This window comes from Pseudonocardia sp. D17 (genome assembly GCF_036984265.1).
GTDB classification, from domain to species: domain Bacteria; phylum Actinomycetota; class Actinomycetes; order Mycobacteriales; family Pseudonocardiaceae; genus Pseudonocardia; species Pseudonocardia benzenivorans.
In genome coordinates, this window is record NZ_BPRG01000168.1 from 9923 (window position 1) to 34330 (window position 24408).

Consider the following 24408-nt stretch of genomic DNA (forward strand, 5'->3'; position numbering starts at 1 on the left):
CTCATGGTCGGCACCTCGGACGGCACCCGGCTCGTCGGTCAGCGATGGACCACCGACGCCGAGGCCAAGGGCGCGGTCGTCCTCGCCCACGGCATGGGTGAGCACTCCCTGCGCTACGACGCCCTCGGCAAGGACCTCGCCGCCGCGGGGTACGACCTGCTGGCCGTCGACCACCGCGGGCACGGCCGGACGGCCGGCATCGCGGGCACCGCGCTCGGCGACTTCGGTGACGCCGGGTGGGACGGGGTCGTCGCCGACTACGCGCTGACCGTCCGGAGCACGATCGGCGAGCGGCCCGAGCTGCCGGTGATCGCGCTGGGCCACTCGATGGGGTCGTGGATCGTGCAGCAGTACCTGCTCGAGCACGCGGCCGACGTCGCCGGCGCGGTGCTGTCGGGCTCCGGCGCCCTCGACCTGCTCGCCGCCGCGATCGACCCGGACGCCGAGGTCGACCTGAGCGCGTTCAACGCGCCGTTCGCCCCGGCCCGCACCGACTACGACTGGCTCTCCCGCGACGAGGCCGAGGTCGACGCGTACGTCGCGGAACCGTTGTGCGGCTTCGGGCTCGATGCCAAGAGCGCCGCCGGGATGTGGGCCGCCGCGCCGCGGCTCGCCACGCCCTCGGTGCCCGCGGGCTTCCCGCTGCTGGTGCTCGCCGGCACCGCCGACCCCGTCAACGCGGGCCTGACCGTCCTGGAACCGGTCGTGCAGCGCTACCGCGACGCGGGCGCCGAGGTCACGACCCGGTACTACGAGGAGGCCCGGCACGAGGTCTTCAACGAGACCAACCGCGACGAGGTCGTCGCGGACCTGGTGTCGTGGCTCGACGGGGTCTGCGCGCACTGAGCCCGCCCCGCCGATCAGGTGGGGATGGTCGCCATGACGACCCGTGGGCCGCGTCAGTCCGCCCCCAGCAGCCGCAGCGCCTGGTCGCCGTAGTGGTAGGCGACCTCGTCGACCGAGAACTCCCCGCCCTCGCGGAACCACACCGCGACGCCGACACCCATGTCGAGGATCGAGTAGACCGCGAGCTTCACCGAGCCGACGCGGAACCGGCCCTGGGCGACGCCACGCTCGACGAGCTCGCGGAAACCGCTCTCGTAGTCCTTGCGCAGCGACAGCATCACCGCCCGGTTGGCCTCGTCGAGGTGCCGCAGCTCGCGGGTGCCGACGAACGCCTCGAGCCGGTGCCGCGCATGGAACCGCACGTGCGCCTCGACCGCCCGGCGCAGCTGCTCGCGGACGTCGTCGGTCGACTCGACGGCGATCCGGTGGTCGCGCAGCACCGTCGCGATGGAGCGCTCCATGATCTCGACGAGCAGATCCTGCTTGGACGCGACGTGCTTGTAGAGGCTCGGGCCGCGCATGGCGACGGCGCGGCCGATGTCGTCCATCGTGGTCGCGAGATAGCCCTTGTCCGCGAACAGCTCCAGCGCGGCGGCGACGATGCCGGCACGCCGGTCCCCCCGCGGCGGGACGCGCGTGGGCGTGCTCACCGGTCGGCCTGCGGGCCGCGGCGCTCGAGCTCGGCGTGGATGCCCTCGTGGAAGTGCTGCAGGGCGATCTCGTTTCGCCCGAACGCCAGCTCCGGCACGGACCCGGTGGTGAGGTTGCGCTGGACGCGCTCCATCGTCGCGAAGTCCTCGACGAGGACCGTGTCGAGCAGGATCCGCCAGTTCTTGTCCCAGTGCCGCCGGGCGCCGTCGGTCTCGGCCGGCTCGGGGATCAGCATCGCCGCCTCGACGGTGCAGGTGCCGACCGACTGCCCGGGGTAGAAGCGCCACATCTCGATGTGGTCCATCTGCCAGGTGAGGATCACGTTGGGGAACACCAGGTGCACCAGCGAGCTGTGCGGGTAGATCGTCCGCGACTCGGGCGGGCCGGCGGCCATCTCGACGAAGCTGTTGCGGACGGCCGAGTAGCGATGGTGCAGGCCGTACTCGGTGTAGGCCCCGACGTTGCCGACGAAGAACGGGCCGACGGTCTTCTTGTGCAGGAAGGCCAGGTGGAACACCTCGAGGAACGTGTCGACGCCGCACTTCCAGTCGAACGGCTGCGTCATCACGCTGCGCTCCCACAGGGTGAACGACCCGACGTCGAGGTCCGCGATCTCCTGCTCGAAGGCCGCGCCGAGGTGCCCCGAGAGGTCGAGCGAGCCCCCGGGGCGGGGCAGCACCCAGACGAGGCCGTGCCGTTCCTCCGCGGGCAGCGCGACGAGCCCGTGGCCCTCGGAGTCGAGCCCGCGGAACCCCTCGCGGTCGACGGTCGAGCGCAGCCGGCCGGCGCGGTCGTAGGACCAGGCGTGGTACTCGCAGGTGAACGTGCGCCGGTTGCCCGACGCCTGCGCGCACACGAGGTTCCCGCGGTGCCGGCACATGTTGACCAGACAGCGGACCTCGCCGTCGTCCCCGCGGACCGTGAGCACGGGCAGGTCGGCGATCTGCGACGTCGTGAAGTCGCCCGGGTTCGGCAGCTCGGCCGACGTCGCGACGGCCAGCGGGTAGTCGCGGAAGAACAGCGCGCGCTCGGCCGCGTTCCGGGCGGGATCGGTGTAGGACGCCGCCGGCTCGTGGCGCACCGCCGGCGCCATCGCGGTGGTTCCACGCTCGAGCAGGTCCTCGAGCTCGGCGATCAACTCCTGCTCGGCAGTGGCGTCCACGGCGACACCGTCCCTTCCCGTCGGGCATTCGGCTAACAACCCCTAGCCTTGTCCGCCAGGTCCTCGATGTCCAGTTCTGCACGTGGCTAATGGGTGTTAGCCGGGCGCGGGTCGCCTCTGGGACCCGGCGGTTCGGGCCGCCCCGGCGGGACCGCACGATAACGAAACGGTACCGAACGAGCTCGCTCTGCTAATGACGCGCTCGTTCGGGACGAACCGATCACGTACCCACACTCGTGATCGGATCCCGGATGAACCCCCAGCCTCCTGCCAACGCCCCGTACCCACCGCACCACGGCTACGCGCCGCCGCAGCCCCGCCAGAACGGGCTCGGCACCGCCGGCTTCGTCCTGGGACTGGTCGGCCTGCTGTTCTCGTTCATCCCGGTGATCGGCATCATCGCCTGGCCGCTGGTGATCATCGGCCTGGTGCTGAGCATCGTCGGCTTCGTCCGCACCCGGTCGGGTCGCGCCGACAACCGCGGGCTGACGATCGCCGGAATCGTCCTGTCCGTCGTCGGCCTGGTCGTGTGCGTGCTCTACGCCGCGGTGTTCACGGCTGCGGCGGGCGCCGCGAGCACGGCCGCGAACGACGCCGCCAGGGCAGGCGGATACGCCGCGAGCACCGGCGGGTCGTCCGCGCCCGTCGCCTTCGGCCAGGTGGTCACCGTGTCCGACATCGCCTATTCGGTCTCGACGCCTGCCGCGTACACCCCGTCGTCGAGCGCCGCGTCGATGGGCGGTGACATCGCGCGCGCGATCCGGTTCGACGTGAAGATCACGAACAACGGGACCACGCCGTTCGCCTTCAACCCCTTCGTCGTGGGCGCCAAGGCCACCGCAGCAGGCGCCGACGCCCCGGAGATCACGGACGTCGCGAAGAACATCGGGGCGACCCCGTCGTCGACGATCCTGCCCGGCAAGAGCCTCACCTACACCGTCGCCTTCTCGGTGCCGAAGCAGAAGGGTGACGTGCAGGTCGAGCTGTCCCCGACGGCGCTCGGCTCGCCGATCGTCTTCACCGGCACCGCCTGACGCCGACGGCGCGACCCGTCCGCCCCGGTTCGCGGCGCCGGACGCTCCGCTGCCCCGCCGAGCGCCGAGCCGGTCGCCGCCAAGGGTCGTGAGTGGCGATGGTCGCTATCGCGACCATCGCCACTCACGGACACGGGGGTGTCAGGCGTCGCGCTCGGCGCGCCAGAACGTGAACCCGCCGAGACGGCTGTCGCCCGCTCCCAGCCGGACCACCCGGCCGAAGCCCGCCTCGGCGAGCAGCGCCGCGACGTCCGGGCCCTCTCCCCGCCCCGCCGCCTGGCCGTGACCGTGCCCGTGGCCGTGGCCCTCTCCGCCATGGCCACGCAGGTGGCCGGCGGCGATCCGCGAGAGCACGCGCGCCAGCGGCACCACCTCGCCGCGGTCGATGTCGACCACGTGCAGCCGCCCGCCCGGGGCGAGCACCCGTCGGGCCTCGCGCAGCGCGGTGACGCGGTCGGCGGCCGCGACGTGGTGCAGCATGAACGACGACAGGACGCGGTCGACGCTGCCGTCGCCGAGCGGGAGGTCCTCGGCGAACCCGTGCCGGTGGGTGACCTGCACGCCCGCCGCCCTCGCCTTGCGGTTCGCCCGCGCGATCGCGCCCGGGTCCGGGTCGATCCCGGTGACGACGGCGGCCGGCTCGGCCTGCGCCGCGAGGATCGTCAGGTTGCCGGTGCCGCAGCCGACCTCCAGCACCCGGGTCCCGGGCTCGATGCCCGCCTGCACCAGCAGCCGCCAGTGCGCGTCGCGAGCGCCGAGGAAACGGGAGAACCTGTCGTAGAACGGCAGCAGCCGCGGGTCGGCCATGGCCGGCAGATACTCGCGGGCGGTGGTCGCGGCAGTCATGCTTCACTCCAGATAACGAAGTTCGGTGGTGACATCCACTCTCACCGCGCTTCGATCTGCGGACAAGCAACGAAGTGCGGGCATGATGGGACTTTCTTCGAGTGCGGACGCGCTCGCCGACACCGGTGTGCACCTGGTCGGTTACGACCGGCGGGCCGGGGTTCCGCCGGTCACCGTCCAGAGCTGGGCCGCGGGCGAGCGCCGCGGCGCCGTCGTACCGGGAGCGCACGCGCACGACTTCCTCGTCCTGCTCTTCGTCGAGGACGGCGAGGACGCGCTGCGGGTCGACGGACACGACTGGACGCTCGGCGCCGGGGACGCGTTCGTCATCGCGCCCGGAGCCGTCGTCGGGCCGCCCGACGGACACTCCCTAGCCCGCGTGTGGGCCGTCTTCTTCCCCGCCGACGCCGTCGACCCGGGTGCGGCCGCCCCGTTGGCATCGTGGCACGGTCATCCGCTGCTCGCCGCGTTCGGGTCGACGGCGTTCGGCGGGCACCGGCGCGGCGGCGCGCAACGGCTGCGCGTCCCCGACGAGGACCGACCGCAGTGGCTCGCCCAGCTGCACGAGCTCGACGCCGAGCTGCGCGGGCGCCGGGACGGGTACGCCGACGCCGTCCGCGCCCACCTCACGCTGCTGCTGGTCCGGCTGGGCCGGCTCCGGCCCGGCCCCCCGGACGACCCGGGTGTGGAGCCCCTGCTCGCCGCGGTGCTCGACGTCGTCGAGAACCGGTTCCGCGAGCCGATCTCGTTGCGCGACATCGCGGCCGCGGTCGGGCTGACGCCCGGGCACGTGACCACCGTGGTCGGCCGCCGCACCGGCCGGACGGTCCAGCAGTGGCTCACCGAGCGGCGCATGCGCGAGGCGCGACGGTTGCTGGCCGACACCGATCTCACGGTCGCCGACATCGCCCATCGGGTCGGCTACCGGGACGGCGGGTACTTCGTCCGGCGCTTCCGCGCGGAGCACGGCGTCCCGCCCGCGGCGTGGCGCAGGGCCGGCCGCGCGGGCTGAGGGCATCGCCCGCGGAGTCGTCGACGCACACGAGCGCAACCTGAGCGCTCCCCCGAACCCGCCGGACGACAGTCAGGTTGCGGCCGGGCAGGGGGTCGGCGGTCAGACGCCGTCGTGGGCCAGGTCGCCGGAACGGGCGCTCGCGCGGTGCACGTCGGGACCGTCGAAGGCACGCAGGGCCGCCCGCATCGCGGCGTCGAACTCGGCATGATGCCGGCGGGCCGCGCCGGGATCGTCGGCGGCCGTCCGCGCGAGGTCCTCGGTGGCGACGCGCAACGCCGCGTTGACGGCCGCGGCCCGCAGCCGGACGCGGAGATCGTCGGCCGGCAGCCCCAGCCGCTCGCCGAGCACCTCGGCCAGCGTGGTCTCGGCCCGCTCGTGCAGCACGAGCCACACCGCGCGCAGGACGGGCTCGTCACGCGTCATCCGAATCACCGCGAGGACGTCGGCGACGTCGGCGGCCGACGGCGCACCGAGGAAGGCGTACTCAGCGCGCAGGTGCTCGCCGAGGTCGGCGCCGGGCGGCCACGATCGCAGGACGGCCTGGAAGTCCTCGGTCGCCCGGGACAGCAGCGGCTCGACGCACGCCTCCTTGGTGCGGAACCAGCGCCAGAGGGTGCGCTCGGAGACCCCCGCGGCCCGCGCGATCTGCTCCCCCGACGTCGCGGCGACACCCTGCTCGCGGAACAGCCGCACGGCCTGCCGGGAGATCGCGAGCCGCTGCTCGCGGCGCTGCTCGTCACTGATCGGCGGGCGGCCCCGCCTGGCCCCGACGTCCTGCGGCATGCCACCCCCTCGCCCGTTTCGCGAAGAACAAGCCTAGTCCCGGTTTTAATTGGCAGCATCTGTCATGAATTCGTACGCTCGGGACGCCGCGTACTCGGGAAGGAGTCTCATGACCACCGCCACCGACCGCCGCCGACTGCCGTTCGGCCGGCCGAACGTACTCGACCTCGCGCCGCTCTACGACGTGCTCCGCCGCGAGGCACCCGTCGCACCCGTCACGACTCCGGCAGGCGATCCCGCCTGGCTCGTCACCCGGTTCGAGGAGGTGCGAGAGCTGTTGGGCGACAGACGGTTCGGTCGATCCCATCCCGAACCGGAGAACGCCGCGAGGATCACCCACGCCGCGATCCAGGACGGGCCGACCGGCGACCACGAGACCGAGGAGGCCGACCACACCCGGATGCGCCGGCTCCTCACGCCCGCCTTCTCCGCCAGGCGCATGCTCGCCCTGTCCGGCCACGTGCAGGAACTCGTCGACGGCTACCTCGACGCGCTGGTCACCGCACACCACCGGGCCGCCGACGGCGTGGTCGACCTGCACGCCGGGCTCGCGTTCCCGCTACCGGTCGCGGTGATCTGCCGGCTACTGGGAGTCCCGGAGGACGACGGCGCGCGTTTCCGGTCGCTGTCGGACCGGATGGCCACGGCGTCGGCGGACGGCGACGCACACCGCGCCCGCACCGAGTTCGGGCACTACATGGCCGGGCTCGCCGAGGCCAAGCGGGCCCGGCCCGGCGAGGACGTCATCTCCGACCTCGTCCGCGCGCAGGCCGAGGACGGCGGCTTCGACTACGCCGAGATGGTGCGGCTCGCCGTCGGCCTGCTCTTCGCGGGGCACGAGACCACGGTCAACCGGATCGGCCTCGGCACGCTGTTCCTGATGACGCGGCGCGCGCACTGGGAGGCGCTGGTCGCCGACCCGGACACACTCGTCGGACCGACCGTCGAGGAGATCATGCGGCTCGGCGCACCGGGAGATCTCGGCCTGCTGCGCTACGCGCACACCGACGTCGACGTCGCCGGCGTCACGATCCGGCGCGGCGACGCCGTCATCCTCTCGATCAACGCGGCGAACCGGGACCCCGCCGCCTTCTCCGACGCCGAGACGTTCGACCCCGGCCGCCCCGAGCACGCACACCTGGGCTTCGGTCACGGTGCGCACTTCTGCATCGGCGCGAGCCTGGCCAGGGTCGAGCTGCGGACCGTCTTCGCGACGCTCGCCCGCCGGCTCCCGGACCTGCGCCTGGCGCGGGACCTCGACGAGATCGGGGTGCGCGTCGGGCACATCACCGGCGGCGTGACGGAGCTGCCCGTGACCTGGTGAGGGGCCGGGGCTCCCAGGGCGGAGTTACCCGACGGCCCTGAACGGGGCACAGCGCACGGCGAGAAGGTCGACATCCGGCCGCTCGGCCCGCCTTTCGGGACCACCATCAGCGACGGCCGTCGCATGATCGACTTTCCTCGACGGAGGGTAGCGCGCGGACGGCCGCATGGCCCCGATCGGAGTCGACGAGGCGCGGCCGAAGGACCGAGGGCCGGCGTCGGCTCACCCTTGATCACCCTGGCGACGCACGGGCTACCGTCCTGTCTCATGACCAGCGGCGAACCCGACGTCCAGCGGCGCATCCTGACCGTGCTGGTCGGGGCGCAGGTCCTCAGCGGCGCGGGCCTCGCCGCGGGCATCACGGTCGGAGCGCTGCTCGCCGAACAGATGCTGGGCAGCACGGGCCTCGCGGGCGTCCCGACGGCGCTGTTCACGATCGGGTCGGCGGCCACCGCCGCCGCCGTCGGGCGCATCTCGCAACGTTCCGGCCGCCGCGCCGGGCTCACGCTCGGCTACGCGGCGGGTGCCGTCGGCAGCGGCGCCGTCGTGGTCGCGGCGGTGCTGGGCAACGTCCCGCTGCTGTTCGCCGCGCTGCTCGTCTACGGCGCGGGCACGGCCACGAACCTGCAGGCCCGCTACGCCGGTGCCGATCTGGCCTCGCCCGCCCGACGCGGGCGCGCGGTCAGCGTCGTTCTCGTCGCGACGACACTGGGCGGTGTCGTCGGCCCGAACCTCGTCTCGGTCACCGGCGGTGTGGCGACGGCGTGGGGCATCCCCGCGCTGGCGGGCCCGTTCCTGCTGGCGGGAGTCGCCTACGCGGTGGCGGCCGCCGTGCTCGGGGTGCTGCTGCGGCCCGATCCGCTGCTGCTGGCCCGCGAGCTCGCGACGGCCCCGGGGCCCGGCGGGACGACCGCGCCCGACGTCGCGGGCTCGCGTGCCGGGGTGGTGCTCGGCGCCACGGTCATGATCCTCACGCAGATCGTGATGGTCGCGATCATGACGATGACGCCGGTGCACATGGCCGCGCACGGGCTCGGCGTCGGGGCGGCGGGCGTCGTGATCGCCGTGCACGTCGCCGCGATGTACCTGCCCTCGCCCGTCACCGGGTGGCTCGTGGACAGGATCGGCCGGATCACGGTCGCCGCCCTGTCGGGTGGGACACTGCTGCTCGCCGGGGTCCTCGCCGCGGTCGCGCCGGACGACTCGGTCGCGCTGCTGACGGTCGCGCTCGCCCTGCTCGGACTCGGCTGGAACTTCGGCCTGATCAGCGGCACCGCGATCATCACCGACGCCGTGCCGCTCGCGTCCCGCGCGACGACGCAGGGCGCCGTCGACGTCTGCATCGCGCTCTCGGGCGCGGGCGGCGGGCTGGCGTCGGGGCTCGTCGTCGCGACGGCCGGCTTCCCGACGCTGGCCCTCGCCGGCGGGGTGCTCGCGCTGCTGGTCCTGCCGGTCATCGTCGCCACGGCGGGCGCGCGACGGGCCACGGCGGGCTGAGGCCGGCGGTTCGCGGCCGGGGAACGCCGGCGTTGTCGCAGCGGGCGGCACGACCGATGCTGGGCGCGGAGTGGAGGCGACGATGCCCGGCATCTCCGTCACGACCAGCGCCCCTGACGAGGCGCGTGACGAGTGCGCCCGCGTCTACTTCCCGCACCGGCTCGCGGTCATGGCCGACACCGACCGGTTCCGGATGTCGCTGTCCGCGGTCGGGCTGCCGACCGGGTCCGCGGGGCTGCTCGGATACGCGGGCGAGGTCCGGATCGAGACCGGTGAGCTCGCCACCGGCTACGAGGTCAACGTCCCGCTCGACGGGCGCCTGCGCACGTGGACCGGGCACGCCGACGTGTGCGCGTCGCCGGCGCGGGCTGCGGTCTACCGGCCCGACGGCCGCGCGACCCTGCACGGCTGGGCGGGCGGCGGGCGCCTGTTCGGGCTCAAGATCGAACGCGCGGCGCTGGAGTCGACGCTCGCCGAGCTGATCGACCGGCCCGTCCGCGGCGTCGTGCCGCTCGGCCCGAGCCTCGACCTGGCGTCGGCGCCCGGACGGCAGTGGTGGGGTCTCGCGCGGTCCCTCGTCGCGCTCGTCGAGGATCCCGACGGGCCGCTGGCGGCCCCGGTCGTCGTCCGGCCACTGGCGCAGAGCGTCGTCGCCGCGCTGCTGCACGTCGTCGAGCACCCCTACCGCGACGCGCTCGCCACCCGGCCGGCAGCGCCGCGCCCGGCGACGGTCCGCGAGGCCGTCGACCTGCTCGACGCCCATCCCGAGGTCGCGTGGACGGTCCCCGACCTGGCCGGCCGGGTCGGCGTCGGCAGCCGGGCGCTGCAGGACGGGTTCGCCCGCCACGTCGGGACCTCGCCGACGGCATACCTGCGCCAGGTGCGCCTCGCCCGGGTGCACGCCGACCTGCTCGCCGCCGACCCGCGGCGGACGTCGGTCACCGACGTCGCGCTGCGCTGGGGGTTCACCCACCTGGGCCGGTTCGCCGCGGCGTACCGACGCCGCTACGGCTGCGCGCCGTCGCGGACGCTGACCCGCTGAACCGCGGGTTCCGGGAACTGCGCGTTCCGGCCTCCCCGGCTGCGCATCGCGGATCGTGGACCGGGATCGTCGCCCCTAGCCTCGCTGCGACCAGCGCAGGAGGGACCGCGACATGACCGCCACCACGTCGTCGACCGAGGACGCCGCCGCCGACTTCAACCCGATGGTGAGCCCGCACCGGGAGGACCCGCACCTGTTCTACCGCACCGCGCGCTCCCGGCCGCCGGCCCTGAGCCCCACGCTCGGCGCGTACCTCGTCACCCGCTACGACGACCTCGTCACCGTCGTCGACGATCCGCGGACCTTCTCCTCCGAGGCGGCTCTCCCGTTCATCTACGCGAACCCGCCCGAGGTCACGTCGGTCCTGGAGGCGGGCGGGGTGCCGGAGACGACGATGGTCGTCAACGAAGACGAGCCCGAGCACCGGGCGTTCCGCCGGGTCTTCGACGCCGGGTTCACCGGCGCGCGGGTCCGGGCCATGCTGCCGACGATGCGCGCCCGCGCCGACGAGCTGGTCGACGCCTTCGCCGGCGGTGCGGCCGACCTCGTCGCCGACTACGCCGTTCCCTTCGTCCAGACGGTGATCAGCGCGATCATCGGCTTCCCGGCCGAGGACACCGCGCGCATCCAGGCCTGGACCGACGACGTCACCACGCTCTGGAACCCGCTGTCCCCCGTCGATGACCGGGTCGCCGCCGCGCACCGGATGGCCGAGTACACTCGCTACCTGCAGGCACTGATCGACGACCGGCGCGCCCGTCCGCGCGAGGACCTGCTCTCCGACCTCGTCCACGGCGCCAACGGCTTCCCCGGCGTCCCCGACGAGTACACCCACAACATCGTGCGGGGCGCCGCACGGGTGGCCGGGTTCGACACGACGCGCGACGCGATCACGGCCACCGTCCTGGTGATCCTGCAGCACCCCGACGTCCGCGACCGGGTGCTCGCCGATCCCGCCCGGGCCATCCCGCGCGCGACCGAGGAGGCGCTGCGTCGCGACGCCCCGCATCGCGGGCTGTTCCGCATCACGACCCGCGAGGTCGACCTCGGCGGCACACACCTGCCGGCCGGGACCCCGTTGCTGCTGCTCTTCGGGTCGGGCAACCGCGACGAGACCAGGTTCCCCGACCCGGACGCCGTCGATCTCGACCGGCCCAACGTCCGCGAGCACCTGGCGTTCGGGCGCGGCCTGCACGTCTGCCCCGGAGCCCCGATGGCCCGCGCCGAGATCCGCGTCGCCCTGGAGACGCTGTTCCGCCGGCTGCCCAACGTCCGGCTCGCCGACGGCTTCGAGCCGATCTACATCGCCAGCTACTTCTTCCGCGGTCTGGAGTCGCTGCACGTCACCTGGTGAGCCGGGCCGGCGCCCGGTCGTGCGGCCCGGCCTGCGATGCTCGGCGGGCGACGTCGTCGAGCGATGGGGAGAACGTGGAATACCGACAGCTGGGCCGCTCGGGACTGCGGGTCTCGACCCTGACGATGGGCGCCGCGACGTTCGGCGCCGGGGGTGGCGGCCTGGCCGCCTGGGGCGACACCGACGTCGCCGGTGCCCGCCGCCAGCTCGACATGTGCCGCGACGCCGGGGTGAACCTCGTCGACACCGCGAACAGCTACTCGGCGGGACGGTCGGAGGAGATCGTCGGCGAGGTGCTCGAGGGCCGGCGGGAGTCGATGCTGATCTCGACGAAGGTGCGCTTCCCGATGGGCGCGGGCCCCAACGACTCGGGGCTGTCGCGCCACCACATCCTGGCCCAGGCCGAGGCGAGCCTGCGCCGGCTGCGCACCGACCACATCGACATCTACCACGTGCACGAGTGGGACGGGACGGTGCCGCTCGAGGAGACCATCGAGGCGCTGGACTCGCTCGTGCGCGCGGGCAAGGTGCGCTACCTCGGGGTGTCGAACTACGCGGGCTGGCAGCTGATGAAGGCGCTCGCGGTCGCCGACGCCCACCACCGGCACCGGTTCGTCAGCAACCAGATCTACTACTCGCTGGAGAGCCGCGACGCCGAGTACGAGCTGCTGCCGCTCTCACTCGACCAGGGTCTGGGCGTGATGGTGTGGAGCCCGCTGGCGGGCGGCCTGCTGACGGGCAAGTACCGCCGCGACCGCTCACCGGAGAGCGGCCGGCATCTCGCGGACTGGAACGAGCCGCCCGTCCGCGACCCCGGCAGGCTCTACGACACCGTCGACGTCCTCGTCCGGATCGGCGAACGGCGCGGTGTCGCCCCGGCGCAGGTCGCGCTGGCCTACCTGCTGACCCGGCCGGCGGTGACGACGCTGGTGGTCGGCGCCCGGACCGACGCGCAGCTCGCCGAGATCCTCGCCGCGCCGGACCTCACCCTCACCGACGACGAGCTGACCGAACTCGACGCCGTCAGCGCTCCCCCGCTGATCTACCCGCACTGGCACCAGGCCGCGATGGGCGCGGACCGGCGCGGCCCGTCGGACCGCGTGCTCCACCCGTCCTGACGCGCGGCCGGTCGGCCGTCCCGGTGACGCCGACGGCAGGGCCCCCGCTCGTCCGTTCGGCACAATGACGATCATGGACCTGCGGATCACGACCGACGCCCGGCGAGGCGCCGACTACGACACCGAGCTCGCGCTGGTGCGGGCGGCGGAGGCACTCGGGTTCAGCGGCTACCTCCGGTCCGACCACTACGTCCCGGTCCCCGACGGCGCGGCCGTCCCGACCGACGCGTGGCTCACGCTCGCCGGCCTGGCCCGCGAGACGACGGTCATCCGGCTGGGGACGCTGGTCAGCCAGGCGACGTTCCGGCTCCCGACGGTGCTCGCCCTGCAGGTGGCCCAGGTCGACCGCATGTCGGGCGGCCGGGTCGAGCTCGGCATCGGCGCGGGTGGCGACGCCGCCGAGCACCGCGCCCACGGCATCCCCTTGCCGGCGGACCGCAACGCCCGCTTCGAGGAGCAGCTGAACATCCTGCACGCGCTGTGGCAGCGGCCGGCCGGATCGACCCACACGCTCCGCGGTACCTACTACGAGCTGGTCGACAGCCCGGTCCCGCCGACGGTGCAGGAACAGGTCCCGGTCATCGTCAGCGGACTCGAGGCCCCCCGCGCGACCGTGCTCGCGGCCGACTTCGCGCACGAGTTCAACGCCCCGCTCGTCTCGGTGGCCGAGGCCCGGGCGCAGCTCGACGAGGTCCGCTCGTTCGCGGACTACCGACCCGACCTCGTGTACTCGGTGACCGTCGCGACGTACGTCGGGCGCAGCGACGACGAGGTGGCCCGGCGCGCGGCGGCCGCCGGCCGGGACCTGGCCGAGCTGAGGTCCTCGGGTGTCGTCGGCTCCCCGGCCGAGGCCGTCGACGCCCTCGGCCGCTACGCGGAGGCCGGCGCCACCCGGGTGTACCTGCAGCTCGACGACGCCTCCGACCTCGACCAGCTCGAGCTCATCGCCTCGGCCGTCGCGCCGCAGCTCGGTTGATCCGCCCGGTCCGCGTCCTGGGCGGATCATGCTCGCGCGCCACGCCGCCGACTGGCAGAGTCCCGCCCGTGACCGGTGAGCTGCCGCTGCTCGGGTTCGGCCTGCCGATATCGGGCAGCTGGGCCACACCCGGGACCATGCGCCGGATCGCCCGGCGCGCCGAGGACCTCGGCTACGCGTCACTGTGGACGTTCCAGCGCCTGCTGAACCCGGTCGACGCCGACCAGGGAGAGTCGCATCGCGAGGTGCAGGACTCGGTCGTCGCGCTGGCCTACGTCGCGGGGCACACCACCCGGATCGGGATCGGCACCGCGACGCTGTGCGCGCCCTTCACCCCGCCCGTCGTGACGGCGAAGGCGATGGCGACGCTGGACGTGCTGTCGGGCGGACGCCTGTCGGTCGGGCTCGGGATCGGGTGGATGCCGCAGGAGTACGCCGCCGCGGGCGTCCCGTTCGCGCGGCGCGGGGCCCGGATGGACGAGTACCTGCGCTGCCTGCGCGCGCTGTGGACGCGGGACCCGGTCGAGTTCGCCGGCGAGTTCTACACGGTTCCGCGCTCGCACGTGAGCCCGCGGCCGGTGCAGCGGCCGCATCCGCCGCTGCTGCTCGGGGGCACCGCCGAGGCGGCGCTGCGGCGCGCCGGACGGCTCGCGCAGGGGTGGATCGGCAGCAGCCACCACGACCTCTCCCGGATCGGTGCCTGCGCCGCGACGGTGCGAGCGGGCGCCCGCGAGGCGGGGCGCGACCCGGAGGCGGTGCGGATCGTCGTGCGCGGTGTCGTCGATCTTCTCGACGGGCCCGCCGGCCCCGGGCGCCGACCGCTGCAGGGCACGCGGGCGCAGGTCCTCGACGACCTCTCAGCCCTGCGGGCGCAGGGTGCGACCGAGGTGTTCCTCGACCTCAACCTCTCCCCGCGCGTGGGCTCCCCCGCCGTCGACCCCGCCGCGGCCGTGGCCTACGCGGACCAGGTGCTGAACGCGTTCGCGCCGTGACGATCCGCCGCGCGACGGACCCGGCGCGGACCGATGAGTTCCGTCGATCCCGGGGGTCTGCTCCTGGACGACCCCACACCGGATGCGGTCCGGACGAGACGACGAGGAGCATGCCGACATGGCCGAGGAGAACGTACGCGTCGAACTGACCATCCCGGTCCCCGCGGCGAGGGTGTTCGCCGTGCTGGCCGATCCGGCCGCGCACTGCGCCATCGACGGCACCGGCTGGGTCGAGGCCGCGATCGACCCGGCGCCGCTGACCGGGGCCGGACAGGTCTTCCGAATCAGGATGTACCACCCGAACCACCCGGACGGGCACTACCAGATGGCCAACCGGGTCGAGGTGTTCACCCAGGACCGCGCGATCGGCTGGCGGCCGGGGCAGGAGAACCAGCGCGGCGAGCTGGAGTTCGGTGGCTGGACGTGGCGCTACGACCTCACGCCGGCCGGTCCGTCCGAGACCCGGGTGACGCTGACCTACGACTGGTCGGCCGTCCCGCAGCACATCCGGGAGTACATCGCGTTCCCGCCGTTCGCCCCCGACCATCTCGCCAACTCTCTCCGCCATCTCGGCGAGCTCGCCGAACCGGCGCGGCAGGGCTGAGGCCGCGCCGACCCGCCGCCCCGGCCGGCCCGGCCGCGGCGACCGGGCGGCGCGCAGGTTGCGACCGGCGTGTTTTGTCCGGTGCCACTACAACGATCGGCGGGATGACGATAGTCCACCGCGCCGTGCGGCTCCCCGGCCGGAGGATGCCTCGGGCCGGGGCGCCGATCGGCCGCGGCACGTGGTCAGCCCGCCGCCGCGGGCACCGCCACGCGAGGAACCAGCCACCGGGCCACCTGCTCGACGAGCGCGTCGGCGTCCTCGAGCCGGCAGTGTCCGCCGACGTACATGTCCGGGCGGACGAGGATGGCCCGGGCGTCCCCCTCGGCGATCGCGTAGCGCTGGGCGAGCTCGCCCAGCTGGTCCGGGATCAGGTGGTCCTCGTCGAAGTCCGCGCTGCGGTCGGCCGAGACCAGGACCGACGAGACCCTGTCGCCGAACGCCTCCCGCATCAGCGCGGCCACGCGGGCGGCCCGCTGCGCGTCGCCCGCGTCCCCCGGCCGGGGCACGAGCAGCAGGGTGAACCCGCAGTGCCGGAACAGGTCGAAGAGCCGTTTGCGCGGCTGGACCACCAGCTGGGCGTCGGGCGCGCGGTCGCCCGCCGCCGGACCCGGCACCGGTTCGACGGGTGGGCCGCTGACGGTGTCGCGGTAGTTGTGGGACAGCCCGGAGATCAGCTCGACGGTGCGCTGCTGCCAACCCGGCTCCCGGGTCAGCGCGATCCGGTCCGCGAGCCCCTGGCCGAACGCCATCACGATGTCGTGGGTCGACCTGGCGCCCGCGGTGATCTGGGCACCGATCGGCCGGCGCTCGGCCTCGTAGGTGTCCAGCAGCGCGTCCGGCGCGGCGCCGTCGACGACCGCGGCGAGCTTCCACCCGAGGTTGAACGCGTCCTGCATGCAGCCGTTCATGCCCTGGCCGCCGGCCGGGGAGTGCACGTGGGAGGCGTCGCCGCAGAGGAAGACCCGGCCCGCGCGGTAGCTGGTGGCGGCGCTGTTGAGGATCTCCCACTGGGTCGCCCACTGCGGGTCGCCGATCCGCATCCCGATGCCGATCTCGTCCGCGACCGCCTGGAAGGAGCCGCGCGGGTCGTCGGCCCGGGTCATGGCCCCGGCGTCCGACAGGTAGACCCGCCACAGTCGGCCGGGCAGCTTCGTGACCAGCATGAACAGCGACTCGCCGATGAAGTAGTTCACCCACGCGTCGTCGTGGGCGAAGTCCGAGATCTCGACGTCCATCATCGCCATGACCCCGACCCGGTCACCGACGAAGTCGATACCGACCCGGTCCCGCACCCGGCTGTGCGCACCGTCGCTGCCGATCACCCAGGCGCTGCGGTGCGTCCGCACCTCGCCGGACGCCCTGTCCACCACCGACAGCGTGACACCGTCGGCGTCCTGTTCGAGGTCGCTGAACTCCTGGCCGTACTCGGGGCGGATCCCGTAGTGCGCGCACAGGTGCTCACGCAGCACCTGCTCGAAGTCGTTCTGGTTGATCTTGTAGTAGAAGGGGTAGCGCGTCGGGAGGCCGCGGAAGTCGGTCCGCGGCTTGTCCTCCTCGCTCATTCCCTGGAAGTGGTAGACGTTCCCGGGACAGGGCAGCGCCACCTCCTCGATGCGATGGGCGACGCCAATGTGCTCGAACATCTCCATCGTGCGCGCATGCAGGGTGAAGGCCCGTGTGGTGTGCGACGGGCCGGGCCGCTTGTCGAACAGGCGGAGCGACACGCCCCGCCGAGCGAGCTCGTGGGCGGCGATCAGCCCGACGGGGCCGGCTCCGACGATGGCCACGTCGTTGTGGTCGGGCATGGGAGTTCCTTCCGTCGCTGTGGTGAGGTCGGTGGGGTCAGGCCGGCAGCGGGACCTGCCAGGCGTCGTAGCCGTAGATCTCGTCGCTGTTCGGGCCCGAGGCCGAACCGCGGAGGAACTCGTTGCCGCGGGAGCCGCCCTGCACCGCGCTCGTGCGGGGGCGGCGGACCTCGGCGTACCGGCGCAGCGCGGGCCCCACCTCCGCGCGGGACGCGCCGTCGAGGCACCGGGCGAGCAGCACGGCGTCCTCGACGGCCATGCCCGCCCCCTGCGCCATGAACGGCAACATCGGGTGGCAGGCGTCGCCCAACAGGGCCACCCGGCCCTCGCCCCACGCCTGCAGCGGATCCCGGTCGTAGAGCGCGGTGCGCATGAGCGAGGAGGCGGCCGCGACCACCCGCCGGGCGGGTTCGGCGAATCCGGACAGCGCGTCGAGCAGGTCGGTGACCCGGCCTTCGGCGGTCCAGGACTCCTCGGTCCAGGTCTCGTCCGGGACCGGAGCGACGAAGTTCAGCTCACGGCCGCCGGAGACCCAGTAGTGGACGAGGTGGCGGTCCTCGCCCCACCACTTCGCCGACACCGGTGGGACGTCGGGCACGCGGTCGCGCGGGACGATCCCGCGGTACGCGACGAGGCCCGAGAACCGCGGGTTCGTCCGGCCGAAGAGGCTCTCGCGGATCTGCGAGTGGATGCCGTCGGCACCGATCACGACGTCCGCGGTGACGGCGTCGCCGCCGGCGAACCGGACGGTCACGTCGTTCTCGGTCTGCTCGACGCCGACGGCGCGGTGCCCGAGGTGGACGTTCCCGACGGCGTCGAGCAACACCTCGTGCAGGTCACCGCGGTGCACGTGCAGGTACGGCGCCCCGAACTCGTGCTCGACCTCGTCGCCCAGGGGGACGCGCAGCGACGGCACGGCGTCGGCGGCGTCGACGCTGCACCAGGACTCGGGCCGGCACGCGATCGCCGCCACCCGCTCCGCCAACCCCAGACCGCGCAGTGGCCCGGTCGCGTTGGGCGCCAGCTGCAGGCCGGCCCCCATCCTGGTCAGGGCCCGCGCCTGCTCGTGCACCTGCACCTGCGCACCGATGCCGCGGAGAGCGACGGCGGTGGCCAGCCCCCCGATGCCGGCCCCGACCACCACCACGCGCAGCGGAGACTCCGTCGTCACCCCGCGAACCTCCCGACCGTCGAGGCCTGCGGGAACGCGGCCAGTGCTCGTTCTGCCTGGCGGCGGCCGGCACGTTCGGCGGGCCCTGTGAGGTCCGCTCCGAGCAGCGCGACGCCACCGCCGTCCAACGCACCACCCAGGTCGCCGCGCTCCGGCGTCAGGATCCGGACCGTGCAGCCCAGGCCGCGCAGGAGCCGGACCTCCCTGGTCAGCGCGTCCGTGAAGAGCGGCGCCAGCACGAGGACCTCTGCTCCGGGGGTGTCGATCCGGCTGGCGGCGACGTCCGCGTTCGTCATCGAACGGACACCGCCGTCGACGTGAGGCCGGCCCCCGATGCGCACCGGCGGGGCGAGGCCGGGGGCCGCGGTCGACGCGGCGACGGCGGCCCCCAGCGGAATCCCGTCGTCGGCCGACCACACGCTGATCCGCTCGTCCGGCAACGCGACGGCCGTGACCCGCAGCGTCTTCGGCCACTCGCCGGACGGGAGCCACCGGGCCCACAGCGCGGCCGCGGCGTCGGCATCAGTGGCCGTGGCCGTGCCCGTGCCCGTGTCGGTGTCGGTGTCGGTGTCCGTGTCGACGGTGCCGGCGGCCGGTCCGCGGCGTCCGGCGTGCCACGCCGCGCGGTCGGCGATCGCCGCCGTCGCCTCGTCGAGGTCCGCCCCGGCGCCGAGCCAGGCGCCGACGACCGATCCGGCCGAGGTGCCGACGATCTGCGTCACGTCCCGGAGGGACATCCCGGCCGTGAGGCCGGAGACCGCCCCGCTGAGCCAGGCGGCCCCGACCGGTCCGCCGGCACCGAGGACCAGGGTGTGAACGACGATCCCCGTCATGCGGGCACGTCCCCCTTCCGCGCGCGCTCGAGCAGGGTCGCCAGCACCACGGCGTCGACCGGCACCGGGTTCGGCGTGTGCGCCACCGACCCGGCCACGTCGCGCACCACCCGGTCGTCCGCGCCGAGCCGCGCCAGATCCGTCGGCACGCCCGAGCGACGGGCCAGCTCCCACAGACCGACCGCCGGGTCCGGTCCGAGGAACGGTGCGACCCGCGCGGTCCAGTCGGGCCCGGCGGGACCGTTGAGGGCCACGACGTGCGGGAGCACCACGGCGTGCGTGTCGGCGTGCGGCAGGTTCAGCCGCCCGCCCAGCTCGTGACAGATCCGGTGCTGCAGACCGGTACCGGCACGGCCGAGTGCCGTCCCTGCCAGGAACGCCGCGTACTGCAGTCCGGAGCGGGCCTGCACGTCCGCGGGATCGTCGACCAGTGCCGGCAGGCTCGCGGCGGCCGTGCGCAGCGCGTCGACCGCCAGCGCGGAGGTGAGCGGGTCCCGGTGCGGCGCCCAGAGGGCGGCGAAGCAGTGCGCCATCGCGTTGAAGGCGCTGGGACCGGTCACCTCGGGTGGGAGGCCGAGGGTCAGCTCCGGGTCGTAGACCACGACGGCGGGCCGGACCCGTTCGTCGCTGCCGGTGCGTTTGCGCCGGCCGCCGGTCATTCCGTAGACCGGGGTGAGCTCGGAGCCCGCGTAGGTCGTCGGCACGGCGAGGATCGGGAGCGCGGTGTCGAGCGCGATGGCCTTGGCCAGCCCCGTGGCCGCGCCGCCACCCAGGCTGACCAGACCGTCGACGCCCGCGGCCACGGCGGCGGCGTGTGCCCGTTCGGCCAGGGCGATCGGCACGTGCTGGGCGACCTCGTCCCAGTGCAACGCGAGCCTGCCGGCCACCGCGGCGGCCAGCACCTCGCCACCGGGGGCCCGCGGGTCCGCGATCAGCATGACCCGGCGCAGGCCCAGCCGATCCACCTCGGCGCCCACCTCGGTGATCCGGCCCGGTCCGAACACCACGCGGACCGGCCGCGCCTCGTAGTCGAAGGGATCGATGCGCACGCCGCTCGCACCTGAGGCCGTGGGCGGCGTCGTGATCCCCGGCGTCGTGGTCATCGCAGCGCCTCCTTCAGCAGCATCAGCATCGATTCGGGATCGGCCTGGCCGGCCAGGTCCGGCCGCCGGGCGAGGCGGTCGACCAACGCGTCCGCGTCGACGGTCGGGCACAGCGCGCCGAGGTCGACCGGCAGCCCCAGCGCCTCGGCGAAGTCGTGGAGCGCGGCCGCGCCGGGGAGCCCGGCGAGGTCGGCCTCCGCGCCGCGGTGCGGGACCAGGCAGGCCATCAAGGCGCCGTGATCGAGCCGGTGTGCGGCCCCGAGGTCCTCCGCGACCAACTGGGCCGGGCCGGGACCGGCCGCCTCCAGGGCCCTCCCCGCGAGCGCCGCGCCCTCCTGTGCCCCGACGCGCAGATCGAGCTCGGCCGGGTCGCGGACCAGCCGCGGAAGGGTCTCCCAGAGCAACCGCAGCCCCGCGGCCGCCTCCGCGCGCCCCGCCCGGCTCGGCCCGGCCAGCACCTCGACGCAGGCGCCGACGGCACTCATGCCGCTCGACGCGAGCACCCGCGCCGGTACGCCCGCGAGCAGGTCCGGGTCACGCACGACGGCTCGCGGGGCTGCCGTCGGGGAACTCCCGCCCTCCTTGCCCGCAGCGGTGGTCACGAGGTAGCGCGAGGTGAGCTCGGCACCGGAGAGCGTCGCGGGCACGGCGATGCGGGGAAGCCGCAGCGCCAGTGCCACGATCTTCGCGTACCCGGCCGCCGACCCGCCCCCGATCCCGACGACCGAGTCGGCGTGCACCTCCTGAGCGGACGCCACCGCGAGGTTCGCCTCCCGAGCGGGCACGTGCGCCAGGGCATCGCTGAAGGTGCCGACGCAGCGGCGGCCGAGCAACCTCCGCACCCGCTCGGCCACCGGGGCCATCCCCGGACCGACCACCAGGAGCGAGGTGCGCACGCCGAGACGATCGACGAGGTCGGGCAGCTGCCCCAGCGAGCCGGGCCCCGAGGCGAGCAGCGGGGCGGTGCGGCACCGGTCGTCGTCTCCGGGCATGGGAGTCCTTCGCGTCCGCGGCCCCGAGGGCGCCGGTGTGGTCGGTCCGGTTCGAGCCGGTCGCTCGACCGGTGCGGAATCAGGCGCGCGGACCCTCGCCGCCGTGGCCGTCCGGGTTGTAGTGCAGCTGGTAACGCTCGTAGCGCTCCGCGCCGATCGCGGCCAGCGCCGCCGGGACCGGGGCCGGGTCCTGGAGGAAGGGCTCCTCCTCGTCGCACGCGTGCTGCCAGGTGGCGAACTCGAGCGCGATGTGGTTGACCGGGTCCTCGAAGTAGATCGAGTGGCAGAAGCCGTGGTCGAGCTCGCTCTTGATCTTGACGCCGTTCTCCTCCAGGAGCCGCTTGGCCTTCTGCAGCTCGGCCTCGGAGGGGACCGTGATGGCGAGGTGGTTGCCCGCCCCGAGCAGCGAGTTGTCGGCCGGCACCTCGACGTCGGCGAACTCGAAGAACGCGATCGTGTCCTGCTCGCTGATCCGGAAGAAGTAGTGCCGGCTGCCGCCGAGGTTGCCCGGCACCGCACCCGGGAACGGGTCCGGGTTCGGGAGCTGCAACGTCACGACCACCGGAAAGCCGAGGAGACCGTTATAGAACTTGACGGTCTCCTCCATGTTGTTCGTGACGAAAGCCATGTGGTGACAACCAGTCGTTCGGACGCCCATGTCATCTCTCCTGTTCGTCGCCCCGACGAGCCAGACGGCCGTCGTATGACGGCGCTCACGTTAACGTGATCTTGTTTCCACGTCAATGACTTTCTCGGATCCGTCGCGGCCGCCCGGTCCACGGGCCGCCGACAGGCATGATCGTATTCGCCGGACGGCGACCGAAGGAGCGAGAGCGTGACGTAAGGTGAGAGGACGCATTTTCGTCACGAGGGGAGGTCCGGTGTCGACGCCGACGTGCCGCGTCTGCGGCCGCCCGCTGTCGGTCGGCGAGCAGGGCCGTCCGCCGCAGTACTGCTCCGCGGCCTGCCGGCAGAAGGCCTACCGCGCCCGGCGCCGACAGCCGGTCAGGAAGAGCGAACAGAACCGCCGGGTCCGACGGCCCGTCCCGGCGCCGGAGATCGTCGAGAAGGACGTCCCGCACCTGGAGCGCCGGGAGCTGCTGGCCTGGCGCGGTGTCCTGGAGGTGCAGACGGCGATCCTGCCGATCCTGGAGACGGAGCTGCGTGAGCGCACCGGGCTCACCCTGAGCGAGTTCGACGTGCTGTACCAGCTGTGGCGGATGCCGGACAAGCAACGCCGGATGGTCGACCTGGCCCGGGCCGTGCTCGTCACCCCGGGCGGGGTGACCCGGATCGTCGCCCGCCTCGAGGAGCGTGGCCTGGTCCGCCGGGTCTCCTCGGCCGGCCGCCAGGCCGTCGTCACGCGGCTGACCCCGCGCGGGGAACGTGAGCTGGGCGCCGCGATGGACGTGCACTTCGACGGGGTCCGACGGGTGTTCGTGCGGCACCTCGACGACGCCGACCTCGACCGGCTGATCGACCTCTGGGCCCGGATCCGGAACGCCTCCCCCACACCCACCGACCAGCCCGCACCGTCGGGCGCGACCGACGAGAGCACGTGACCCGCCGCGGGAACGGACCCGGACACCGCAGCTGCGACGGCCCACCCGCCGCTGCCCGTGCACGAACCCGGCCGCAACCTCACTGCTCGTTTCGGCGCGACCAGCAGCAGTGAGGTTGCGCGCTGAATCCCGGCGACCGGCGACCGACGGGTGGGCCGCCGCGGGGACAACGCGCGACGCCGTCCGCGGCACCACGTACCTGCGTTGCCGCAGCACGGCGTGGCAGGGACACGTCACAGCCGAGCCGCATGGGCGGGCGAGCGCGGCGCCGCTGCGATCCGATCGATGTCCGCGTCCAGCCGCGCGCCGGGTCGCGACCGCCCGCGCTTCGGCCGAACACGGACCGCACCAGCCGCCGTGTCGGGGCGACCGTCCCCAGCGCCGTAATGCGCGTCCGGGCGACTCCGCACCCCTGCCCCCGAGATCGCATCCTCGATAAATTCAACGTGCGTTGACTTCAACGCCTGTTGAGTTCTAACCTGGCGATCCGACACCGGTGGCGAGGCGGACGGGCGAGGCCGGCCGACCCCTCCGGCGGTCGGGGGTGCCGGCGCGACGGGCCGGTTCACCGAGCCGAGCGGCCGCCGGGGCGCGGCCGCCGCACCGAGGAGCGGCACATGAGCGTGTTGGACGTCGATCCCGTACCCGCGACGAAAGGCGCACCCACCCCGTGGGCGCAGGTTGCGGCGGTCGTCGTGCTGTTGACGGTGGCCGTCGGCGTCCTGCTGACCGCGTTCGGACTACCCGCGGTCCGGTCCTCCGTGCACGCGGTCCCGATCGCCCTCGCCGGACCGAGTGTGGCGACCGATCGGATCGCCGCCGCGCTGGAGGAGCGCCGGCCCGGCGCGTTCGAGACCCTCGCCGTTCCCGACACCGCTGCCGCCGAGGCCGCGATCGTCGACCGTGAGGTCTACGGCGCGATCGACGTGAGCGGCGGCCGACCCGAGGTCGTCGTCGCGACCGCGGCGAGCCCGGCGGTCGCGCAGACGTTGCAGGCGCTGGCGGCCGGCCTCGCGGCACCCGGTGAGGCGACCGCGCCGTCGGCGACGGTTCGCGAGCTCGTCCCGCTGCCGGCCGCCGACCCACGCGGGATCGGGCTCGCCGCGGGATCGTTGCCACTGGTCATCGGCGGTGTGCTCGCCGCCGTGGTGCTCACCCTGCGGGTCCGGGGGGCCGCCCGCCGCCTGGTCGGCGCGCTGGCGTTCGCGATGACCGGTGGGTTGGCACTGGTCGCGATCCTGCAGTTCTGGTTCGGCTCGCTCGGCGGGGACTACTGGACCAACGCCGGTGCGGTGGCACTCTCGGTCGCCGCGACCGCACTGATCCTGCTCGGCCTGGAAGCAGTAATGGGCCTGCCCGGGATCGGCCTGGGCGCGGCGGTGCTGCTGCTGGTCGGCAACCCGCTCTCCGGCAGCGCCTCGGCCCCGGAGATGCTCCCCGGCTGGTCCGGCACCCTCGGCCGGCTGCTGCCGCCGGGCGCAGGCGCGAGCCTGCTCCGGTCGACGGCCTTCTTCGACGGCGCGGGCGCCACGCAACCGGTGCTGGTACTGCTGGCCTGGTTCGGCCTCGGACTGGTCCTCTTCGCCGTGGGTGCCGTGCGATCCGGCCGGGCACGACTGACCGTCGCCCGCCGCGAGAGCACGGTGACCGCCGCTCCGGTCTGACGTCCCTCCGCGCCGTGCCGACACCCGGGCG

Annotated in this window: 23 protein-coding genes; 13 read left to right on the forward strand and 10 right to left on the reverse strand. The window is 74.0% G+C overall.

Going from position 1 to position 24408, the window contains the following annotated elements:
* On the forward strand, positions 1-846 hold an 846-nt coding region (locus tag PSD17_RS23690), incomplete at its 5' end, for an alpha/beta fold hydrolase (protein WP_339124571.1).
* 53 nt (positions 847-899) lie between these two features.
* Here the strand turns inward: PSD17_RS23690 and PSD17_RS23695 are convergent.
* Together PSD17_RS23695 and PSD17_RS23700 are read right to left on the reverse strand one after the other, a co-directional pair.
* A complete protein-coding gene (locus PSD17_RS23695) occupies positions 900-1496 on the reverse strand; it encodes a TetR/AcrR family transcriptional regulator (protein WP_013676492.1) in 597 nt (198 codons plus the stop codon).
* Positions 1493-2659, reverse strand: coding sequence for an aromatic ring-hydroxylating oxygenase subunit alpha (locus PSD17_RS23700; RefSeq protein WP_339124572.1), 1167 nt, complete (start codon positions 2657-2659; stop codon positions 1493-1495). Before PSD17_RS23700 ends, PSD17_RS23695 begins: the two co-directional genes overlap by 4 nt.
* A gap of 251 nt (positions 2660-2910) precedes the next feature.
* On the opposite strand from PSD17_RS23700, the gene PSD17_RS23705 reads away from it, so the two are divergent.
* A complete protein-coding gene (locus PSD17_RS23705) occupies positions 2911-3693 on the forward strand; it encodes a DUF4190 domain-containing protein (protein WP_103381437.1) in 783 nt (260 codons plus the stop codon).
* Positions 3694-3834: 141 nt separating this feature from the next.
* On the opposite strand, the gene PSD17_RS23710 is transcribed toward PSD17_RS23705, so the two are convergent.
* Positions 3835-4539, reverse strand: coding sequence for a class I SAM-dependent methyltransferase (locus PSD17_RS23710; RefSeq protein WP_339124574.1), 705 nt, complete (start codon positions 4537-4539; stop codon positions 3835-3837).
* Positions 4540-4621: 82 nt separating this feature from the next.
* Between PSD17_RS23710 and PSD17_RS23715 the strand changes: the two genes are divergently transcribed.
* Positions 4622-5551, forward strand: a complete 930-nt coding sequence (locus PSD17_RS23715; RefSeq protein ID WP_339124575.1) for an AraC family transcriptional regulator — start codon at positions 4622-4624, stop codon at positions 5549-5551.
* 102 nt (positions 5552-5653) lie between these two features.
* On the opposite strand, the gene PSD17_RS23720 is transcribed toward PSD17_RS23715, so the two are convergent.
* Positions 5654-6337: a TetR/AcrR family transcriptional regulator gene (locus PSD17_RS23720; protein WP_339124576.1), complete on the reverse strand. Its 684-nt coding sequence runs from the start codon at positions 6335-6337 to the stop codon at positions 5654-5656.
* A gap of 109 nt (positions 6338-6446) precedes the next feature.
* Here PSD17_RS23720 and PSD17_RS23725 point away from each other — a divergent pair, with 109 nt between their 5' ends.
* The 8 genes from PSD17_RS23725 (at position 6447) to PSD17_RS23760 (ending at position 15244) form a co-directional block, all read left to right on the forward strand.
* Positions 6447-7661, forward strand: coding sequence for a cytochrome P450 (locus PSD17_RS23725; protein ID WP_339124578.1), 1215 nt, complete (start codon positions 6447-6449; stop codon positions 7659-7661).
* Between the two features lie 267 nt (positions 7662-7928).
* Entirely contained in the window at positions 7929-9158 is a 1230-nt protein-coding gene (locus tag PSD17_RS23730; protein WP_339124579.1) for an MFS transporter, read from the forward strand.
* Positions 9159-9240: 82 nt separating this feature from the next.
* Entirely contained in the window at positions 9241-10200 is a 960-nt protein-coding gene (locus tag PSD17_RS23735) for an AraC family transcriptional regulator (RefSeq protein ID WP_339124580.1), read from the forward strand.
* Between the two features lie 112 nt (positions 10201-10312).
* Positions 10313-11554, forward strand: coding sequence for a cytochrome P450 (locus tag PSD17_RS23740; RefSeq protein WP_339124582.1), 1242 nt, complete (start codon positions 10313-10315; stop codon positions 11552-11554).
* A gap of 74 nt (positions 11555-11628) precedes the next feature.
* Positions 11629-12672: an aldo/keto reductase gene (locus PSD17_RS23745; protein ID WP_013676502.1), complete on the forward strand. Its 1044-nt coding sequence runs from the start codon at positions 11629-11631 to the stop codon at positions 12670-12672.
* A 73-nt stretch (positions 12673-12745) separates the two neighbouring features.
* Positions 12746-13648, forward strand: a complete 903-nt coding sequence (locus PSD17_RS23750) for an LLM class flavin-dependent oxidoreductase (RefSeq protein WP_339124585.1) — start codon at positions 12746-12748, stop codon at positions 13646-13648.
* 68 nt (positions 13649-13716) lie between these two features.
* Entirely contained in the window at positions 13717-14640 is a 924-nt protein-coding gene (locus PSD17_RS23755) for an LLM class F420-dependent oxidoreductase (protein ID WP_339124586.1), read from the forward strand.
* A 118-nt stretch (positions 14641-14758) separates the two neighbouring features.
* On the forward strand, positions 14759-15244 hold the full coding sequence (locus PSD17_RS23760; protein WP_013676505.1) for an activator of HSP90 ATPase: 486 nt from the start codon (positions 14759-14761) through the stop codon (positions 15242-15244).
* A gap of 185 nt (positions 15245-15429) precedes the next feature.
* On the opposite strand, the gene PSD17_RS23765 is transcribed toward PSD17_RS23760, so the two are convergent.
* From PSD17_RS23765 to PSD17_RS23790, 6 genes are all read right to left on the reverse strand, one after another.
* Positions 15430-17052, reverse strand: coding sequence for an FAD-dependent oxidoreductase (locus PSD17_RS23765; protein ID WP_339124587.1), 1623 nt, complete (start codon positions 17050-17052; stop codon positions 15430-15432).
* Positions 17053-17089: 37 nt separating this feature from the next.
* Positions 17090-18223: an FAD-dependent monooxygenase gene (locus PSD17_RS23770; RefSeq protein WP_339124588.1), complete on the reverse strand. Its 1134-nt coding sequence runs from the start codon at positions 18221-18223 to the stop codon at positions 17090-17092.
* Positions 18220-19056, reverse strand: a complete 837-nt coding sequence (locus tag PSD17_RS23775; RefSeq protein ID WP_339124589.1) for a patatin-like phospholipase family protein — start codon at positions 19054-19056, stop codon at positions 18220-18222. Before PSD17_RS23775 ends, PSD17_RS23770 begins: the two co-directional genes overlap by 4 nt.
* On the reverse strand, positions 19053-20159 hold the full coding sequence (locus tag PSD17_RS23780; protein WP_339124590.1) for a maleylacetate reductase: 1107 nt from the start codon (positions 20157-20159) through the stop codon (positions 19053-19055). Before PSD17_RS23780 ends, PSD17_RS23775 begins: the two co-directional genes overlap by 4 nt.
* Positions 20156-21151 carry an iron-containing alcohol dehydrogenase gene (locus PSD17_RS23785; RefSeq protein WP_339124591.1) on the reverse strand — a complete coding sequence of 332 codons (996 nt, stop codon included), beginning with the start codon at positions 21149-21151 and terminating at the stop codon, positions 20156-20158. Before PSD17_RS23785 ends, PSD17_RS23780 begins: the two co-directional genes overlap by 4 nt.
* 79 nt (positions 21152-21230) lie before the next feature.
* A complete protein-coding gene (locus tag PSD17_RS23790; protein ID WP_158511338.1) occupies positions 21231-21779 on the reverse strand; it encodes a VOC family protein in 549 nt (182 codons plus the stop codon).
* Positions 21780-22032: 253 nt separating this feature from the next.
* On the opposite strand from PSD17_RS23790, the gene PSD17_RS23795 reads away from it, so the two are divergent.
* Both PSD17_RS23795 and PSD17_RS23800 read left to right on the forward strand, forming a co-directional pair.
* Positions 22033-22713 carry a MarR family winged helix-turn-helix transcriptional regulator gene (locus tag PSD17_RS23795; protein WP_013676512.1) on the forward strand — a complete coding sequence of 227 codons (681 nt, stop codon included), beginning with the start codon at positions 22033-22035 and terminating at the stop codon, positions 22711-22713.
* Between the two features lie 617 nt (positions 22714-23330).
* A complete protein-coding gene (locus PSD17_RS23800) occupies positions 23331-24377 on the forward strand; it encodes a hypothetical protein (RefSeq protein ID WP_013676513.1) in 1047 nt (348 codons plus the stop codon).
* The last annotated feature ends 31 nt before the right edge of the window (positions 24378-24408 follow it).